The 17,009-nt window shown below is 58.0% G+C and carries 15 protein-coding genes and 2 pseudogenes; 12 read left to right on the forward strand and 5 right to left on the reverse strand.

What is annotated here, in order from left to right; genetic code table 11:
• The first annotated feature begins 69 nt into the window (after positions 1-69).
• Both dmul_RS12410 and dmul_RS12415 read left to right on the forward strand, forming a co-directional pair.
• On the forward strand, positions 70-1,818 hold the full coding sequence (locus dmul_RS12410) for an ABC transporter ATP-binding protein (protein ID WP_020875786.1): 1,749 nt from the start codon (positions 70-72) through the stop codon (positions 1,816-1,818).
• Positions 1,808-3,826, forward strand: coding sequence for an ABC transporter ATP-binding protein (locus dmul_RS12415; protein ID WP_020875785.1), 2,019 nt, complete (start codon positions 1,808-1,810; stop codon positions 3,824-3,826). The genes dmul_RS12410 and dmul_RS12415 overlap by 11 nt, the downstream gene beginning before the upstream one ends.
• A 129-nt stretch (positions 3,827-3,955) precedes the next feature.
• Here dmul_RS12415 and selD read toward each other — a convergent pair.
• Positions 3,956-4,945 (reverse strand): annotated as a pseudogene (selD, locus tag dmul_RS12420) (selenide, water dikinase SelD); the annotation flags it as partial.
• Positions 4,946-5,357: 412 nt separating this feature from the next.
• On the opposite strand from selD, the gene dmul_RS12425 reads away from it, so the two are divergent.
• The 3 genes and pseudogenes from dmul_RS12425 to dmul_RS21285 all read left to right on the forward strand — a co-directional run.
• Positions 5,358-7,121 (forward strand): formate--tetrahydrofolate ligase, encoded by a 1,764-nt coding sequence (locus dmul_RS12425; protein WP_020875783.1) that lies wholly within the window; start codon positions 5,358-5,360, stop codon positions 7,119-7,121.
• Between the two features lie 269 nt (positions 7,122-7,390).
• Positions 7,391-7,786, forward strand: coding sequence for a DUF2845 domain-containing protein (locus dmul_RS12430; RefSeq protein WP_020875782.1), 396 nt, complete (start codon positions 7,391-7,393; stop codon positions 7,784-7,786).
• 15 nt (positions 7,787-7,801) lie between these two features.
• Positions 7,802-8,014 (forward strand): annotated as a pseudogene (locus dmul_RS21285) (hotdog fold thioesterase); the annotation flags it as partial.
• On the opposite strand, the gene ubiG reads toward dmul_RS21285, so the two are convergent.
• The gene (ubiG, locus tag dmul_RS12435; RefSeq protein WP_020875781.1) at positions 7,978-8,700 is read right to left on the reverse strand and encodes a bifunctional 2-polyprenyl-6-hydroxyphenol methylase/3-demethylubiquinol 3-O-methyltransferase UbiG; all 723 of its coding nucleotides are present in this window, start codon (positions 8,698-8,700) and stop codon (positions 7,978-7,980) included. The pseudogene dmul_RS21285 and the gene ubiG overlap by 37 nt on opposite strands.
• 129 nt (positions 8,701-8,829) lie before the next feature.
• Between ubiG and dmul_RS12440 the strand changes: the two genes are divergently transcribed.
• Positions 8,830-9,786, forward strand: coding sequence for a UbiA family prenyltransferase (locus tag dmul_RS12440; RefSeq protein ID WP_020875780.1), 957 nt, complete (start codon positions 8,830-8,832; stop codon positions 9,784-9,786).
• On the opposite strand, the gene dmul_RS12445 is transcribed toward dmul_RS12440, so the two are convergent.
• On the reverse strand, positions 9,787-10,602 hold the full coding sequence (locus dmul_RS12445; RefSeq protein ID WP_020875779.1) for a class I SAM-dependent methyltransferase: 816 nt from the start codon (positions 10,600-10,602) through the stop codon (positions 9,787-9,789).
• Positions 10,603-10,842: 240 nt separating this feature from the next.
• Between dmul_RS12445 and dmul_RS20745 the strand changes: the two genes are divergently transcribed.
• Genes dmul_RS20745 through dmul_RS12470 form a run of 5 tightly spaced genes read left to right on the forward strand, consistent with a single transcriptional unit; the run spans position 10,843 to position 14,398 of the window.
• Complete coding sequence (locus dmul_RS20745) at positions 10,843-11,775, forward strand: nitrous oxide reductase accessory protein NosL (protein ID WP_020875778.1); 933 nt, start codon at positions 10,843-10,845, stop codon at positions 11,773-11,775.
• A 2-nt stretch (positions 11,776-11,777) separates the two neighbouring features.
• Positions 11,778-12,089: a hypothetical protein gene (locus tag dmul_RS12455; RefSeq protein ID WP_052018511.1), complete on the forward strand. Its 312-nt coding sequence runs from the start codon at positions 11,778-11,780 to the stop codon at positions 12,087-12,089.
• On the forward strand, positions 12,076-13,212 hold the full coding sequence (locus tag dmul_RS12460; RefSeq protein ID WP_040414404.1) for an ABC transporter permease: 1,137 nt from the start codon (positions 12,076-12,078) through the stop codon (positions 13,210-13,212). Before dmul_RS12455 ends, dmul_RS12460 begins: the two co-directional genes overlap by 14 nt.
• Positions 13,213-13,248: 36 nt before the next feature.
• The gene (locus tag dmul_RS12465; protein ID WP_020875775.1) at positions 13,249-13,710 is read left to right on the forward strand and encodes a hypothetical protein; all 462 of its coding nucleotides are present in this window, start codon (positions 13,249-13,251) and stop codon (positions 13,708-13,710) included.
• The gene (locus dmul_RS12470; RefSeq protein WP_078081283.1) at positions 13,697-14,398 is read left to right on the forward strand and encodes a sulfite exporter TauE/SafE family protein; all 702 of its coding nucleotides are present in this window, start codon (positions 13,697-13,699) and stop codon (positions 14,396-14,398) included. The genes dmul_RS12465 and dmul_RS12470 overlap by 14 nt, the downstream gene beginning before the upstream one ends.
• Before the next feature lie 42 nt (positions 14,399-14,440).
• Here dmul_RS12470 and cysK read toward each other — a convergent pair whose 3' ends face one another.
• Together cysK and epsC are read right to left on the reverse strand one after the other, a co-directional pair.
• Positions 14,441-15,364, reverse strand: coding sequence for a cysteine synthase A (gene cysK, locus dmul_RS12475; RefSeq protein WP_020875773.1), 924 nt, complete (start codon positions 15,362-15,364; stop codon positions 14,441-14,443).
• Positions 15,365-15,378: 14 nt separating this feature from the next.
• Positions 15,379-16,329 (reverse strand): serine O-acetyltransferase EpsC, encoded by a 951-nt coding sequence (gene epsC / locus dmul_RS12480; protein WP_020875772.1) that lies wholly within the window; start codon positions 16,327-16,329, stop codon positions 15,379-15,381.
• A 218-nt stretch (positions 16,330-16,547) separates the two neighbouring features.
• Here epsC and dmul_RS12485 point away from each other — a divergent pair, with 218 nt between their 5' ends.
• Positions 16,548-16,985: a hypothetical protein gene (locus dmul_RS12485; protein ID WP_020875771.1), complete on the forward strand. Its 438-nt coding sequence runs from the start codon at positions 16,548-16,550 to the stop codon at positions 16,983-16,985.
• Positions 16,986-17,009 lie beyond the last annotated feature (24 nt).

A 17,009-nucleotide genomic window follows, 5' to 3' on the forward strand; every position in this document is an offset into this window, starting at 1 on the left:
ACTTCGCCCCTTCGGGGAGGTATAGTGAGCGCATAAGGTGTTTAACCGCCAATCCGGAGCGCCGTGACAGTGACATCATCACCGTTTGACCTCATCAAGCCCTATCTTTACCACCGACGATTTTCCATTGCCGTCGGTCTCCTCTGCCTCATGACGGTGGACCTCCTTCAGTTGGTGATTCCCCGAATCATCAAAGCGGCGGTGGACGGTCTCGCGACACTCTCCGCAACACCCGACGGCCTGATGACCCAGGCCCTCTGGATTGTGGTGATCGCCGTCATCATCGGCGGGTTTCGTTTCCTTTGGCGTCACTTTCTGATGGGGCTCTCCAGAGAGATCGAAAGGGGGCTCAGAAACCGTCTGTTCCGCCACCTCCAGACGCTTTCGGCAGGTTATTTTCACAAAACCCAGACCGGCAATCTGATGGCCCATGCCACCAACGACATCCATCACATCCGGATGGCGGTGGGCATGGGGCTGGTGGCCCTGATGGATGCAGTGCTGCTGGGGGCCAGCACCATCGGCTTCATGGCCTATATCAATGTCCGCCTGACCTTGTTTACCATCATCCCCATGCCCCTCATCGTTATCAGCACCCGAATCTTCAGCAAAAAGATGCATCTCGCCTACCAATCCGTTCAAGGGACCTACGCGCTGCTTACCGAACGGATTCGGGAACACATCACCGGCATCCGAATCATCAAGGCCTATACCCGGGAAACGGAATCCGCCGGAGCAGTCGAGGCCGTGTCAAAAGATTACATCGACAGGAATGTGCGATTGATCTGGATCACCGGCGCCTTTTTCCCGATGATGCTCCTCTTCTCCAACATCTCCCTCGCGCTGGTGCTTTATCTGGGAGGGCGGCAGACCATCTTCAACCGGATCACCCCCGGTGATTTCGTCGCTTTCATCAGCTACCTCGGGCTCTTGACATGGCCCATGATGGCCATCGGATGGCTGATCAACCTGATTCAACGGGGAAAGGCATCCCTGGAGCGCATCGGATCGATTCTCGACACCCGTCCGGAGATCCGAAACCGAACCGGCGCCCGTCCCTTCGCCGGTCTATCCGGGGGTATCCGGGGCAACGGGATTCGATTCCGTTACGACAAGGCGTCCCCCTGGATTCTGGATGACATCTCCCTTTCTATCCCGAAGGGAACGACCCTGGGAATCATCGGCCCGCCGGGTGCCGGGAAAAGCACGCTGATCGCTCTTTTCGCCCGTATCCTGGACACCTCCGCAGGGTGCGTTGAATATGACGGTGTCGACATCCGGAATCTCAGGCTTGAGGATGTCCGGTCCGGGATCGCCTTCGTTCCTCAGGAACCGTTTCTGTTTGCCGGAACGCTTCGGGACAACATCACCTTCGGCGCCGCGGTATCCGACGAAAGGCTATTGAAGGCGCTTCGAACGGCGGCACTGGAAAACACCGTTGGAACGCTCCCCCGGGGAGTAAACACTATCGTGGGCGAAAAAGGGGTGATCCTCTCGGGAGGACAGAAGCAGCGCGTGGCCCTGGCTCGTGCATTTCTTCGAGAGCGACCGATTCTGATGCTGGACGACCCCATCAGTCAGGTGGACGCCGAGACCGGAGACGCTATTTTACGGGCGCTGAGGGCCCTCGTCGGAAACCGAACCCTGATCATTGCCTCCCATCGCATTTCGGCGGTTCAATTCGCCGACAACATCATCACCCTTCAAGAGGGCAGAATCACCGAATCCGGGAGCCACCGGGAGTTGGTTGCCCAAAACGGATACTACGCCAGAACGTACATGCTTCAACAGATCCAGGAGGTCGACGATGTCGTCTGATCGCGGCTATGCCCCGGAAAGCACCTTGGAAAAAGCATACGATGCCGATCTGTTCCGAGAGCTTTATCCGTATATTCGTCCCCATGTGAAGGCGATCATCCTGGCTGCCTTTCTGGCGCTTCTCCTGACCGCGACAAACCTTGGCATGCCCTATATCACGAAGGTCGCCGTGGATCGTTACATCGTCCCCGTTTCCAGGCAGGAGGATCCCGGAGCCACGCCTCGAGCGGACGGTTTCCCGACCGAATCGGACCGGCGCCTGACCCTCGACATCTCCGAACCCGAGGCAGCCGCCGTGGTCGCCCGGTATCCCGATAAATTCGAGGTGCGGGAGCGGTCGGCGGAAATCTCCGTCTCCGATATCCAGCGTCTGTCCGAGGCGGAAATCCGGGCTCTCCGCATGAACGATCTCACCGGCGTCGGTTTGGCGGCCGCGGCGTTTTTGATCCTTACCCTGATCGAATTCGGCCTCAACTTTTCCCAGGTAATCGTCATGGAAATCGCCGGCCAGCGCATTATGCACGATTTGAGAATGCAACTCTTCCGACACATCCAAAGCCTTTCCCTGTCCTTTTTCAACCGAACGCCCGTGGCCCGGCTGGTGACCCGGGCCACCAACGACATCCAGAACATGCACGAGTTCTTTACCTCCATCATTGTATTTGTCTTCAGGGACCTTTTCCTTCTCCTGGGTATCACCGGCATGATGCTGGCCATTCATTGGCAGCTGTCCCTGGTCTGTTTTGCCGTCATCCCTTTTGTTTTTTTTGCCGCCTTCTTCTTTTCCCGCATCGCCCGAACCGTATTCCGGACCCTCCGCATCAAGACGGCGGAGATCAATGCGCGCTTTTCCGAAACCATCGCCGGCATCTCCGTCATTCAGATGTTCGGGGAAGAAGAAAACAATGCCCGCGATTTCGAAAAATTGAACCAGGAGTTCTATCAGGCGGGCATAAAACAGATCCATATCTTCGCCGTGTTCATGCCGTTGATCGAGCTCTTCAGCACCGTTTCCCTGGCCCTCGTGATCTATTACGGCGGCAGGGGCGTCATCGGCGATGACATCAGCCTGGGGATCCTCGTCGCCTTCATCAGCTATATGCGCATGTTTTTCAGGCCGATCCGGGATCTTGCCGAAAAGTACAACATTCTTCAGAACGCCATGTCTTCCGCTGAACGGATTCTGTTGATCATGAACACCCACGAGACCCTCGATCAATCCCGTGAACCCCGCCGTCTCGAACCGCCCATGAACTTCGAATCCCTGTCCTTCGAAAACGTCGGGTTGAGCTACATCGAGGGAGAGCCCGTCCTGAGAGGGATTACGCTTTCCATCGAAAAAGGCGAAACCCTTGCCGTTGTCGGCCCGACCGGATCGGGTAAAACGTCTTTGATTCACCTGATCCTTCGATTGTATGATCCCACGTCCGGCGAAATCCGGATCAATGGAAAGGCGATTCAGGAATGGTCGACCTCGGCGCTTCGCGCCAAAATGGCGCTCGTTCCCCAGGATCCCTTCCTGTTTTCGGAAAGTATTCGAGACAATATCCTTTTGGGAGATCCCGGGATCTCCCAAAAGGATTTCGATCGGATGATCGAGGCCGCCAACCTGATGCCGCTGATCCGCCGACTCCCGGAAGGGCTGAACACACGGTTCAGCGAAGGCGGCGGATCCGTCTCGAGCGGAGAGCGTCAGCTGGTGGCCATCGCCCGGGCTTTGGCGCGAAATCCGGACCTGATTCTCCTGGACGAGGCCACTTCCTACATCGATTCGGAAACGGAGCTCAAGATACAGGAAGCCCTTTCCAACCTGATGCGGGGTCGCACCGCCGTGGTCGTGGCACACCGGCTTTCGACCGCCCGGCATGCCGACCGGATCATTGTGGTCAAAAAGGGTCGGATTATCGAATCCGGCACCCACGAATCGCTGATGGCATTGGGGAAATTTTACTATCGACTCAATCGACTGCACCATTCGGTCGACGCGCAGGAGATCCCCCCGCGCTGATCCGGGAAGGACGACACGTGCCCTTCCCTTCCCCGCGAACCTGGAGCACGATCCGGAGAAAACGCCGACCGGCAGAAACGCAGCCCGTAAAAAAGACACCTCGAGAGGAAATTCAGGGAGACAAAACGCCTATCTGAAAACGATGGACGCACCGCCGGGATCGAGAACCCGACCGATGATTCCGGCATGGGTAATGCCCGCCTGATGAAGCCGCTCGATCAGCGCATCAGCCTGCGACGCCGTTACGGCGACAAGAAGCCCGCCGCTGGTCTGAGGATCGAAGAGGATCTCTTCCTCCCATCGCCTGAGCCGCCCTGGAAACCGAACCCGTTTTTCGGTCAATCGGCGGTTGTCCGCGTTCATGCCGGTGGTCACTCCTTCCCTGTAGGCATCCAGCGCCTCATCCATGAACGGGATTTTTTCGAATTCGATCTCCAGCGTTGCATTCGATCCCCGGGCCATTTCCAATCCATGACCGGCCAGCCCGAATCCGGTGACATCCGTCGCGCCGTGAACGTCAAAATCAGCCATGATTTCGGCTGCTTTTCGATTCAGGGTCGTCAACACACGGATACAGCGTTCCATCGCGCCCCGGGAAACCCGCTTTTTCAGGTTGGCATTGAACAGAACCCCGCTACCGACAGGTTTGGTCAAAATCAGCCGATCACCCGGCCGTGCGCCGGAGTTGCGCCACACCCGTTCAGGATGAACAAGTCCCGTCACGGAAAGCCCGAACTTGGGCTCCGCATCCTCGGTGGTATGCCCCCCCAGCAACACGGCGCCGGCCTCGGTAATCTTGCTCACGGCCCCGGTGATGATGCCCAGAAGCACATCAGGCCCCAGCTTCTCTCCCGGAAAACCAACAAGACTCAGGCAGGCAATGGGGCGGCCGCCCATGGCATAGATGTCGCTGATGGCGTTGGCTGCGGCGATCTGGCCGAAAAGATACGGATCGTCCACCGGCGGGGTAATGAAATCCGCCGTAACGACAAGGGCCTCCTGGTCGTTCAGCCGGTAGACGCCGGCATCGTCTGACGTATCGAACCCCACGATGATGTTGGGATCATCGCTTTTCGGCAGGGCCGCCAATAAAGCCTCCAGCCCGACCGGGCTGAGCTTCGCCGCTCACCCGCAGGTTTTGGCAAGGCGGGTGAGCGTTGGCCTGTGCAGCAAATCAGAAATCTTCATGACAACCTCGACGACGCTGATGGTATATGGACGCATTCGGAGAAAATTTCGGACATATTATGAAAAATCATGAAAAAAGCAAACATTTCATCCTTTTTTTCAGTATTCCGGGGGACGGGCATCGCGGGTTCCGGTCTCTCTGTATGGGAGATAGCGCTTGCCAAATCAGCCCGCGCATGGTATGAGTGACCGATTTTTAACGCATGTATTCATGGAATGAGCTCATCCTAGCCGATATTGGCCGGTTCAGACAATAAATGGATGTCGGTTATCCATCGTGACGGGATGCCTCGTATCGAGGATCCCTGGCGCTAACATTAATAACTAAAGGAGAATTGGATCTATGGCTTACAATGCAGTAGAAATGGCCGACTGGCAGATTTCCGAGGAAGCCGAAAAAAACATGCCCCTGCCGGAGGATTGGATCGACAAACTGGGGCTTGAAAAAGAAGAGCTCCTTGCCATGGGCCGTCTGGCCAAGCTCGACTTTCTGAAGATCATCGATCGCCTCAAGAACAAGCCCGACGGCAAGTACATCGAGGTTACCGCCATCACGCCCACCCCTCTCGGCGAAGGTAAAAGCACCACCTCCGTGGGTCTGATGGAAGGTCTGGGGAAACGCGGCGTCAGCGTCGGCGGCGCCCTGCGACAGCCCTCGGGCGGCCCGACCATGAACGTCAAAGGTACGGCGGCGGGCGGCGGCAACTCCCTTCTGATCCCCATGACCGAATTCTCCCTGGGCCTCACCGGCGACATCAACGACATCATGAACGCCCACAACCTGGCCATGGTGGCGTTGACCGCCCGCATGCAGCATGAAAGAAACTACAATGACGAACAGCTGGCCCGGCTGACCGGCATGCGCCGCCTCGATGTCGACCCCACCCGCGTCGAAATGGGATGGATCATCGACTTCTGTGCACAGGCCCTCCGCAATATCGTCATCGGTTTGGGCGGCCGCACCGACGGCTTCACCATGCAGTCCAAGTTCGGCATTGCCGTCGGGTCCGAGTGCATGGCGATTCTGGCCGTTGCCAAAGACCTGGCCGATCTGAAGGAGCGCCTCAACAACATCACCGTAGCCTTCGACAAGAGCGGAAAGCCCGTCACCACCGGCGATCTGGAAGTCGGCAACGCCATGACCGCCTTCATGAGAAACACCATCAACCCGACCATGATGTGCACCGCGGAATACCAGCCGTGTCTGGTTCATGCCGGTCCCTTCGCCAACATCGCCGTGGGCCAATCCTCCATCATCGCAGACCGCGTCGGCCTCAAGCTGTGGGATTACCATGTCACGGAGTCCGGATTTGCCGCGGACATCGGATTTGAGAAGTTCTGGAACGTGAAATGCCGCTTCAGCGGATTGAAGCCCCACGTCTCCGTACTCACCTCCACCATCCGCGCTCTCAAGATGCACGGCGGCGGACCCAAGGTAGTCGCCGGGAAAGCCCTTCCCGATGAATACACCAAGGAGAACCTCGCCCTCGTCGAAAAGGGATGCGAGAACATGGTTCACATGATCAACGTCATCCGGAAGGCCGGCATCAATCCGGTTGTCTGCATCAACCGCTTCTACACGGATACCGATGCGGAATGCGCCATCGTCCGGAAGGCCGCCGAGGCCGCCGGCGCCCGTTGCGCGGAATCCAAGCATTGGGAGCTGGGCGGTGAAGGCGCGCTGGAGTTCGCCGATGCGGTCATCGACGCCTGCAACGAAGAGAACGATTTCAAATTCCTCTATCCGCTGGAGATGAAGCTGCGCGACCGCGTCAACACCATCGCCACGGAGGTCTATGGTGCCGAAGGCGTCGACTGGAGCCCCGAGGCCAACGCCAAGGCCGAGATGCTTGAAAAAGATCCCAAATATGCCGACTTCGCCACCATGATGGTCAAGACGCATCTGAGCCTTTCCCATGACCCGGTGGTCAAGGGTGTGCCCAAGGGCTGGCGCCTGCCCATCCGCGACGTGTTGATCTACTCCGGTGCCAAGTTCCTCTGCCCCTGTGCCGGCACCATCAGCCTGATGCCCGGAACCAGCTCCAACCCGGCATTCAGAAGAATCGACGTTGATCCCGCCACCGGCAAGGTCAGCGGCCTGTTCTAAAGATTCCTATCGAATTCCAGAGAATTCGCACAAGGCCTGAGGATAACTTCCTCAGGCCTTTTTTTCGTGACGCGATGCCGCCTTGTGGGGGGAGGGGGTTGCCGCAAACCCGCTGCACCGTAAAATTGATCATCGTCCCGACAGTGATTATGTTTACGCCGATACGGCATTGACCCCGAACCCAACGCGCCGTCCCATAAAACAGATCGGACCGGCAATCGACGGACGGACGACGCCGCATCCATCACCGTCGAACATGAAAGGCGATTATGAATCCAAAATTGACGATTCTATCGGTGCTCCTCATAACGACGCTCATCGCGTCGCCGGCGTCGGCCCTGCGCTGCGACGGCAAGGTTATCGTCCGGGGGATGACGTCATCCGAGATTATTAAAAACTGCGGTGAGCCCACCTGGGTGGATGAGCGTCAGGAGGAACGGTTCAGTCGAAACTGCCGCGATCCCTTTTTCTGGACGGATCCGGACGACTATGAACGATACGAGGAACACTACTATATCTATCGCGGCAAACGGTACACGGGATGCAAGAAGATCGTCACCATCCAGGAGTGGTTCTATAACTTCGGCTCCAGCCGCCTGACCCAGACCCTGATTTTTGAAAACAGCCGTCTCGTGCATATTCGGCAGGGCGGATACGGATATTGAGGGAATCATCATGAACCCCACTGTGTCGGACCCGACACCAACGCCGGTTCTATCCGCACCATCAAACGCGGGATCGTGATGGGAACGGCCTCCCCCGCACATTTGGGCAGAAGCACCCACGTATGGGAAATCCGCATCACCGACAACCACGATCGTCTGGTCTGCCTGTCCAGAATTACGATGGCGATTCTTCAGCGCCGATGCGGCCGTCGGGCATGCATGAGGTAGTTCACCCGGGTATTGTTGTTCAAAAAATATCGGCGACTGAAGGGGTTGTACTGCAATCCGGCGACATTCCTGACGTCGAGCCCCGCACTTTCGGCCCATTGGGTCAGCTCGCCGGGTCGGACGAACATTCGGAAACTGTGGGATCCCCTCTCCAGGAGACGGAGAACGTATTCCGCCCCGACAATGGCAAAAACGAAGGATTTGAGATTGCGGTTGATGGTGGCGAAAAACACGTCGCCTCCCGGCCTGACCAAACGTCCGCACGCCGCTACGATCGACGCGGGCCTGGGAACATGTTCCAGGAGTTCCATACAGGTCACGACGTCGAAAGCGGCGGGGGCGGCATCGGCCAGCGCCTCCACCGTTGTCCTGCGGTAATCGACGGCGTGTCCCGATAGCACCATATGCCGGCGGGCGGCCATGAGGGGGGCCTCCCCCATGTCGATCCCCGTTACACGGGCGCCCTCGGCCGCCAGGGCCTCGCTCAGGATGCCGCCGCCGCACCCCACGTCAAGGACCCGGACGCCCCGGAGCCGGGTACGCTCCCGGATATACCCCAACCGGAGGGGGTTGATGTCGTGAAGAGACTTCAATACACCGTTGCGGTCCCACCAACGGTCGGCAACCCTCTCGAATTTATCCAGTTCCCTTTCATCCAGGTTCAGGGGATCCTCCACTTGTTTCATCCATCCTCCCGCAGCCGTCGGCCGTTCAACAGCCGGATATTCGATCCGTCTTGACTTGCCGTCGGTTATCGTTTATTTAAGGCGCAATCAACAATTCGCCGTCACGTCAATGCCGCTTCCGGGAGTTACATGTTGAAAACCACTGCAAATCCGATGCGGTTCATCCGCGATCATCGTTTCAAGCTCTTTGTGGCCCTGTCTCGCACGCCCCATGGGCTGCTGGATATGACAACACCCTGTTTTGCGGCCTGTCTGTGGCTGGGCGGCCTGCCGCCGCTCCCGGTTCTGCTGCTGGGTATCGTAACGGTTTTCGCCGGATATACCGCCGTCTATGCATTGAACGACGTCGTCGATTATCGGGTGGACCAGGAAAAGCTCAGGCAGGCAGACTGCAGGGTGCGAACCGGGACGGAGGACATCGACGCGGCCCTGGTTCGGCATCCCATGGCCCAGGGCCTGTTGCGGTTTCGGGAAGGGCTGTTCTGGTCCGCGGCCTGGGCGGCAGTCGCCCTTGTCGGTGCCTATCTTCTCAATCCGGTTTGCGCATGGATTTTCATAGGAGGCTGTCTACTCGAAGCGACCTACTGCCTTCTTTTGAAGGTCAGCCCGATGAGAATATTCATCAATGGAATCGTCAAAACCCTGGGGGCCGTCGCCGCCGTCTTCGCCGTCGACCCGCACCCGTCGGGGCTTTTTCTGGCGACCCTATTTTTCATGCTGTTTTTCTGGGAGGTCGGCGGTCAGAATATCCCCAACGACAGCAGCGACATGGATGAAGACATCCAGCTGAACGCCAAGACCGTCCCCGTCCGGTTCGGCCTCGATTTCTCATCCTTCGCCGCCGTCGTGACCCTGGGAGCCGCGGTGCTCTTAACCCTGGTGCTTTTCAGCCTGTCCCGGGCACGATTCAGCGCGATAGATTATCTGGTCGTTCTCAGTTTAGGAATCTGGCTGCTCATCATGCCGGCCGCCGAGTTCCGAAGAAATCCCACGCAGGTCAGCGCGATGCGTCTCTTCAATCGTGCCAGTTGGTATCCGCCGGCCCTGTTTTCGATAACAGCCCTACGCATCCTTTTCCTCGCCTGACTACGGCCTCTTGGTACCGGTGTGGGCCACTGCGATGCCGTTGGTCATCCGCTCATAGATCACTTCTGAAAACCCGACTGAAGTCAGCACATCCCTCAGTTCATCCGGCATCAGGAACAGGCGTATGGTTTCCGGCAGACAGGTGTATGCCTTCCGCTCACCCATCATCAGATCCCCCAGAAGCGGCATGATGTGGAAGGAATAGACGTCGTACAGGCATCGAAACCACGGCCATACGGGTTTGGAGAATTCCAGACAGAGGAAGCGGCCCCCGGGTTTCAGAACGCGGCACATCTCACTGAAGGCCTGTTTCATATGGGTGATGTTTCGAACGGCAAAGCCGATCATCACCACATCGAAGGTGTCGTCGGGAAATGAAATCCGCTCGGCGTCCCCCTGGACGTAATGAATGTCCCTGCGGATATCGGCGTTGGTCCGCTTCATGCGACCGGCATTGATCATGTCCCGGTTGATGTCGTAGAGCACGATATTCCCGGAGCGTCCCATCGCCTTTCCGGCCATGACGGACAGATCTCCGGTCCCCCCACAGACATCGAGAACCCTCTCACCGGACTTCAATCCAAGCCGGGTGATCGCAGCCTTCTTCCACAGATAATGAATACCCAGGCTGAGCACCGTATTCATCATGTCGTATTTGTGGGCCACGGAATCAAAATGGCGCCTCACCCGGTCCGCCTTCTCCTGCTCGGAAAGTTCCTCGGAACCGAACCGTGCCTGCCGTTTCAGGAATACGACATCATCCAGTTGTTCTTTTCGCTTCTTTTCTTCCGACCATGTAGGTAAATTCAAGGACATCTCTTCCATCTTTCGATTACGGCATGATTGCCGTCCCGCCCGGCAGGCTTCGGGTTCGGAACCTTGAAACCTCCGGGAGTTCAAGCATATGAAGGCGCTCAATATGTCAAAGATATAAACTTAATTCAAGCCTTATGTGCCTCACAGAGTTTTATTGACCCTATCCCCTTTCCGTGGTAAAATTTACGCAAATTTTCTCAAATTCATCATAACGAACCTTCATACCGTTGGGGGGGCAAAATGAAATACCGCTCTCTTTCGATATTCGCGGCACTCCTGCTGATCGCCCATGTCACCGCCTTTGCATCCGTGGTTACCGACCTTGCGGATACCGAGAAATACCCCAGATGCCCTCTTTGTGATATGGACCGGAAACAATTCGCCTTCGCCAGAATCCTGGTGACTTATGACGATGCCTCGGAATCGGGCTACTGCTCCCTGCACTGCGCCGCCATCGCCATGGCCATCCATCTCGACAAAGCACCGATCAGGATTCAAGTCGGCGATTACGACACCCGGGAGTTGATCGATGCGGAAGCCGCGGTATGGGTCATTGGCGGCGCCAGGATAGGCGTTATGACCCACCGGGGGAAATGGGCTTTCAAGGACCGGTCGCGCGCGGAAGCGTTCATCGGTACGCACGGCGGAACAACAGCGGATTTCGAAACCGCCGTGAAGACCGCCTATGAGGATATGTACGCCGATTCCAGGGCGGCCAGGGAAAAACGGAAGAAAACGGCTGTCATGCATGAAGCCCCGGCGGCGGCGCCCCCCAAACCCAGCCCTGAAGAAAAATGCCCGGTCTGCGGCATGTTCGTCGGCAAATATCCCGACTGGATCGGGGTAATCACTTTCAAGGACGGCCGGCGGCACTATTTTGACGGCGCCAAGGATCTCTTCAAGTATCTTTTCGATATCGAAACCTACAATTCGCGGCAGAAGGTCGCCGACATCCGGGATATTCACGTCACCGACTACTACGACATGAAATTTATCGATGCCAGGGCCGCCTTTTACGTGATGGGCAGTGACGTCTACGGACCCATGGGGCGAGAGTTGATACCGCTCTCCAACCGTCCTGATGCCGAGACTTTCATGAAGGATCACAAGGGGATCAGGATCCTTCAATTCAACGAAATAACGCCGGAAATCATCCGTCGCCTGGATGAATGAACATGCGGGGATCTACCGGTTACGCGCTGCTGACTGTGATCGGCATGGCGGTGATGTTTTTTCTCCTGTGCATCCACCCGCTATTTCACCGCGCCAACGTCGAACGGGCGAGAGCCTTGCGTCGGGCCATGGTCGCTGATCTCGGGATCACCGACCTTTGCCTCTTCACCGAAGCGCCTTACACCCGCAACCCTGCCGTGACCGACGGTCATGCCCCGTTCCAGAACCATCCCCTGGCCCTGGAGCACATGCCCTCGGGAATCTTCATCCGGCCCTCTCACCGGCTATCCCGACCCGCCAATGCATTGGATTGAGCGACATCGCCGCTTGATGGACTACACGCTGTCAAGCCTTTTCCGGCGGAAAGGACGGCACCTGATGCTGCTGGCGACCTACACGATCGTGATTTTCATCCCGGCGTCAGCCGTTTTTTTCGCCGCGGCATTGCAGGATGAGGCCAACGCACTGCTCGACGGCGCACCGGACATCACCATTCAGCGGATCATTGCCGGCCGTCAGGTCTTCGTACCGGTGGACTATGCCGATCGACTGCACGCCATTCGCGGTATACGATCGGCGAGAACCCGTCTTTGGGCCTACTATGTCAACCCCGTCAACGGATCCCGATACACCATCATGGTGCCGCCGGATTTTTCCTATGCGGATGACGAGATCGTGGTCGGTGAAGGCGTCATGCGAACCTGGGACGCCATCGAGGGGCGTCGTCTTTTTTTCACTGCCCATGACAGATCGGGGATCCTGTTGAATGTCGTCACCACCCTGGAAACGGATACAGGTCTGGTCTCATCGGATCTCATCCTCATGTCCGAGTCGAGCTTCAGACGCGTGTCCGGCCTCCCGCCGGGGTTTGCCGCGGACATCGTCGTTACGGTGCGCAACATTCGGGAGGTGCCGACCATCGCCGCCAAGATCACGCATATCCTCCCGGAAACCGTTCCGATATTGAAGACCGATCTCCTCCAGACCTACCAGGCAGCCTTCGACCGGCGAAGCGGCATCGCCGTCGTGCTCTTTTTCGGCACGCTTCTGGCCTTTTTGGTCTTCGCCGGAGACAGGGCGCTGGCCATGAGCGGTGAAGAAATATACGAAATCGGGGTCCTGAAAGCGTTGGGATGGGACACTTCGGATATCCTCTCCATGAAGTTCTGGGAGAGCGCCGTCATGTCGTTGACCGCTTTTACGGCAGGCATCGTGTCGGCCTATCTTCACACCTTTCAGATGTCGGCGCCGCTTTTCGCCGGTATCCTCAAGGGATGGTCCGTCCTCTACCCGAGGTTCGACCTGCCGCCGAAAATCGACGCCGGCGACGTCTCTCTCCTGTTTCTGATGAGCGTCGTCCCTTATACCCTGGCAACCGTCATTCCCGCATGGCGGACCGCAACGCTTCCGCCGGACGAAGCGCTGCGGAGCCGGTAAGGGATCGGCGGGTTCCGGAAAGAAGGGATACGGGCAATGATGCATCACGTTCGGATTATATCGGCGTGTCTTGCAACCGCGGGGATTTTCGTCTACCTGGCGACACTCCGGCCCGACCAGGCGCCGCGGACATCCTCGGGCGTTATGCAAAACTGCGACATCCAGCGCGGCCCGTGCACCCAGCCTCTCGGGAGCGGATCGGCAACCCTGGAGATCCTGCCCAGACCGGTTCGGGCCATGAGGGATCTGACCTTCCGCATCACGCTTGCCGTCGACCCGGCGGACGGTTCGACACTGTCGGCCCCTCCTTACATCGACCTGGATATGCCGGATATGTTCATGGGATACAACCGAGTCCACCTGACGCCGGAACGTCCCGGAATCTGGTCGGGGACGGGGGTCATCGTGCGATGCCCCAGCGGGATTCCCACATGGAAAGCCGTATTGACGGTTCCAGACACGGGGGAGACTGTCTTTGTTTTCGATGTCCGCTACTGATATGCCGGCAGCCCTGCTGTTTTTCCTCTCCACCGGTTTCGCGGTGGGATTCGGCCATTGCATCGGCATGTGCGGCCCTATTGTCGTCGCCATGAGTCTCCAGTCTCCGGGAAAACACCACCTTCTTCGCCATCTGCTCTACAACACCGGCCGCATCACCACTTACACCCTTCTCGGCGGCATCGTCGGGGTCTCCGGATCGTTGACCCGCCTTGCCGCCCATACCCTGGGGCTGCAAAAAGCGGTTATGGTGGGAACAGGCCTCATGATTATCGCCACCGGCCTCGCTATGGCCGGCTGGCTTCCCATGGGTCGCCTTTTTCCGACCACCGCCTCGGACGACGGTTTCGTCGCCCGGGGCTACAGGCGTCTGATCCGGGCATCCCGACAGCCCGCAACCTGTTTTCCGTTGGGTCTCCTGTTGGGGCTTCTGCCCTGCGGTCCGATCTACACCGCCCTGTTGTCGGCCGCACGACTTGCCATGGAAAACCACAACCCCATCGCCGGATTTCTGACGGGAGCCTCGGCCATGTGCGCATTCGGATTGGGAACCTTCCCCGCGCTGATAATCGTCGCCCGGATGACAAGCGTCCGATGGATCCGCTCCAGGGCCTTGATCTACCGTATCGGCGCGATCCTCATCACCCTGTTCGGAGGGATCTTCGTATTCCAGGGAATCCGGATGTAGCCGCCGTCTCCCGGATCGAGCCGGGTTGCCGAACCGCCAACCCTACGCCAGAAAAAGCTCGGTACTGATGTAGCGTTCCCCGGTGCTCGGCAGAACCACCACAATCACCTTTCCTCCGGATTCGGGCCGACGGGCCACCCGAAGCGCAGCCGACACCGCAGCCCCCGACGAAATGCCGCAAAGGATGCCCTCCATTTTTGCCAGCTGCCGGGCGGTCTCGATAGCGGTATCGCTTTCAACGGAAATCACCTCGTCGATAATCTCCCGATCCAGCACCTCGGGGACAAATCCAGCGCCGATCCCCTGGATTTTGTGGGGCCCCGGCCTTCCCCCGGACAGCACCGGGGACTCCGCCGGCTCGACGGCAACGGCCTGGAATGACGGTTTCCGGGCTTTGACGGCCTGGGCCACACCGGTGATGGTGCCGCCGGTGCCCACACCTGAAACCACAATATCCACCCGTCCGTCGGTATCACGCCAGATCTCCTCCCCGGTGGTCCTGCGATGAATATCGGGATTGGCGGGATTGGAGAACTGATCCGGCATAAATGCATCGGCGTGCCGGGAAACGATCTCGCCGGCGGCTTCGATAGCGCCTTTCATCCCTTTCGATCCGGAGCTCAGAACCAGTTCGGCACCGAGATGCTTCAGCAGCTTTCGGCGCTCGATACTCATGGTTTCAGGCATGGTGAGGCAAAGCCGGTATCCCTTGGCCGCACAGATGAATGCCAGAGCGATTCCCGTATTGCCGCTGGTGGGCTCGACAATGAGGGTGTCCCGCCCAATCTCTCCCCGGGACTCCGCGGCCGCGATCATGGCTGCGGCGATGCGATCCTTTACGCTCCCCAGCGGATTGAAAAATTCGAGCTTGGCATAAAGCGCGGCGGCGAGGCCTTCGGCTATTCGGTTCAGCTTCACCAGGGGGGTTCCCCCGATCGTCTCCTGCATATTCCCGTAAATCGTCATCTTGTCTCCATTGTCTATCGGTAAACGAGCTTGGGCGGCTCCATCAACACCCTGGTGTCCGGAGGAATCGACGCCGTGAGCCAGACATTGCCCCCGATCACGCAGCGGCGTCCGATCACCGTATCGCCCCCGAGTATGGTGGCGCCGGAATAGATGATCACGTCGTCTTCGATCGTGGGATGCCGCTTCTTTCCCCGAAGTCGCTCCCCCGCATCCTTGGGCAGGGAGAGCGCCCCCAGCGTCACGCCCTGGTAGACACGGACGTTGTGCCCGATCACGGTGGTCTCGCCAATGACCACGCCGGTGCCGTGATCGATGACGAATCGCGTTCCGATTTCAGCGCCCGGATGGATGTCGATTCCGGTGATGCTGTGGGCATACTCGGTCATGATACGGGGCAGAAGGGGCACCTCGAACTCGAACAGCCGGTGGGCCACGCGATAGACCATAATGGCAAAAATCCCCGGGTAGCTGAAAATGATTTCGTCCTCGCTCGCGGCCGCGGGATCTCCCTCATAAGCCGCCGCCACATCGGCAGACAGCATCGCCTGGATGTCCGGCACCGACCGGAAAAGGGCCAGAGCGATCTCCTGGCCCTGCTCCTCGCATTTCATGCAGGGTTTTTCGTACCGGAAGCAGTCATGCCGGATGCTCCGGCATATCTGCTCTGCGAGCATATCGTAGAGCCCTGAAACCGACTGCCCGAGCATGTATTTGAGATTGACGGGATCCATCCGGTTTCGATTGAAGTAGCCGGGAAAAATCACGTCCCGCAACCCTTCAACGATCTCGATCACCGATTCCCGCGATGGGATCGGTTCGTAAGCGGTGTGGTGGCAGCATTGCCTGTTTTCACAAGACCGGACGATCTGATCGACGATCTCCGGCAGATGCGCCCGAAAACTCGAGGATCGTCCGGCATCACGTCGGCATGAGGTCTCTTGGGTGTGCCTGTCTTTCTCCATGAAGTCATCTCCTGATGATGATACGAAACCGTCGTTTGGGTATGAGGATAAGGATAATCATTTCCAGCCGTTTGAAAAGCCGTCGCGCGTAACCGGAGCCCATTGCCGGCAACGATTGGATCCTCATGGGAAATAGTTGTTTACACACGCTATACATCTGGTATATCTCAATTAACCTGAATCTATATACAAAATTCTTTCAAGAGAGATCCGTGATCATGATAAAAAAACTGCGCTTCACCATTTTGATCCTGTTGTCCATCGCCATCGGGAGCGCCGTCTATCTTCATCATCACAACAGATTGGCAAAATATTCGCCGGAGCTGGATCGACTTATTGTCGATCTGGACCGGCAGGTCTCCGTCGCCTGGGAAGCGACGTCACGACTCCGAACCATCATGACGGAAACGGCTCCGAAACTTTTCCCCCTGGAAAAGCTTCAAAAATACATTCCCAAATCCGACGCGCCCGAACATACGCCGTCTCGATCCGAAATCGGATGGACCGCCGACGGCGACGCCACTCCAGACCCCTTGCGGCAGATCGAGCCGCTTCCCGAAACCATCTACACGTGGGTCGACAATCGCGGCATCCGGCATTTCAGCACCACGAAGCCCCATGACCGGCGCATTGGGGTTGAAACCTTTAAACGATAACCCGCATCGCAGCGCAGACGGCCA

The organism is Desulfococcus multivorans (genome assembly GCF_001854245.1).
Taxonomy (GTDB): Bacteria; Desulfobacterota; Desulfobacteria; order Desulfobacterales; family Desulfococcaceae; genus Desulfococcus; species Desulfococcus multivorans.

Bases quoted from the DNA above. Each gene is read 5' to 3' on its own strand.
- dmul_RS12440 (WP_020875780.1), top strand. From the start codon at position 8,830: ATGTTGAAAACCACTGCAAATCCGATGCGGTTCATCCGCGATCATCGT.
- dmul_RS12430 (WP_020875782.1), top strand. From the start codon at position 7,391: ATGAATCCAAAATTGACGATTCTATCGGTGCTCCTCATAACGACGCTC.
- epsC (WP_020875772.1), bottom strand. From the start codon at position 16,329: ATGGAGAAAGACAGGCACACCCAAGAGACCTCATGCCGACGTGATGCC.
- dmul_RS12460 (WP_040414404.1), top strand. From the start codon at position 12,076: ATGCATTGGATTGAGCGACATCGCCGCTTGATGGACTACACGCTGTCA.
- dmul_RS12455 (WP_052018511.1), top strand. From the start codon at position 11,778: ATGCGGGGATCTACCGGTTACGCGCTGCTGACTGTGATCGGCATGGCG.
- dmul_RS20745 (WP_020875778.1), top strand. From the start codon at position 10,843: ATGAAATACCGCTCTCTTTCGATATTCGCGGCACTCCTGCTGATCGCC.
- dmul_RS12425 (WP_020875783.1), top strand. From the start codon at position 5,358: ATGGCTTACAATGCAGTAGAAATGGCCGACTGGCAGATTTCCGAGGAA.
- cysK (WP_020875773.1), bottom strand. From the start codon at position 15,364: ATGACGATTTACGGGAATATGCAGGAGACGATCGGGGGAACCCCCCTG.
- dmul_RS12470 (WP_078081283.1), top strand. From the start codon at position 13,697: ATGTCCGCTACTGATATGCCGGCAGCCCTGCTGTTTTTCCTCTCCACC.
- ubiG (WP_020875781.1), bottom strand. From the start codon at position 8,700: ATGAAACAAGTGGAGGATCCCCTGAACCTGGATGAAAGGGAACTGGAT.
- dmul_RS12445 (WP_020875779.1), bottom strand. From the start codon at position 10,602: ATGTCCTTGAATTTACCTACATGGTCGGAAGAAAAGAAGCGAAAAGAA.
- dmul_RS12485 (WP_020875771.1), top strand. From the start codon at position 16,548: ATGATAAAAAAACTGCGCTTCACCATTTTGATCCTGTTGTCCATCGCC.
- dmul_RS12465 (WP_020875775.1), top strand. From the start codon at position 13,249: ATGATGCATCACGTTCGGATTATATCGGCGTGTCTTGCAACCGCGGGG.
- dmul_RS12415 (WP_020875785.1), top strand. From the start codon at position 1,808: ATGTCGTCTGATCGCGGCTATGCCCCGGAAAGCACCTTGGAAAAAGCA.